Annotated in this window: 1 protein-coding gene; it reads right to left on the reverse strand. The window is 63.7% G+C overall.

The genetic code is table 11. The annotated features are described in order from the left end of the window. A partial coding sequence (locus tag ACT3TJ_RS18025; RefSeq protein ID WP_444624407.1) for an aldehyde dehydrogenase family protein occupies nt 1-617 on the reverse strand: 617 nt, incomplete at both ends.

A 617-nucleotide genomic window follows, 5' to 3' on the forward strand; every position in this document is an offset into this window, starting at 1 on the left:
GAGCCGGTAAAACCAACCGCTTTAATACGCGGGTCTGAGACCAGCGCCTGGCCAATATCGCGACCTGAGCCGAACAGCAGCGAAAACACCCCTTCCGGCATGTTGCACTTGGCCGCAGCGCGTTGAATAGCGCGGCCTACCAGCTCAGAAGTGCCGGGGTGGGCAGAGTGGCCCTTGACCACCACCGGGCAGCCTGCTGCCAGTGCCGAGGCGGTATCGCCCCCTGCTACGCTGAAAGCCAATGGGAAGTTGCTGGCACCGAACACGGCCACGGGGCCAAGCGGAATATGGCGCTGACGTAAGTCGGCACGCGGCATGGGTTGGCGATCAGGCTGGGCCGGGTCGTGGCGTAAATCCAGCCATTCGCCCGCACGTACTACCGAGGCGAACAGCCGCAGCTGACCGCAGGTCCGGCCTCGCTCGCCTTCAAGGCGCGCTTCAGGCAGGCCCGTTTCGGCCACGCCGCGCTGGGTCAGGTCAGCACCAATGGCCTCAATTTCTTCGGCAATGGTTTCCAGGAAGTGAGCGCGCGCTTCAAGTGAGGTTTCGCGGTATTGATCAAACGCCGCTTCGGCAAGCTGGCAGGCTTTTTCAACCTCGGCGCGGCTACCACCGGG

Origin of the sequence: Halomonas sp. AOP30-A1-24, assembly GCF_052378165.1 — a bacterium.
GTDB lineage: Bacteria > Pseudomonadota > Gammaproteobacteria > Pseudomonadales > Halomonadaceae > Vreelandella > Vreelandella citrativorans.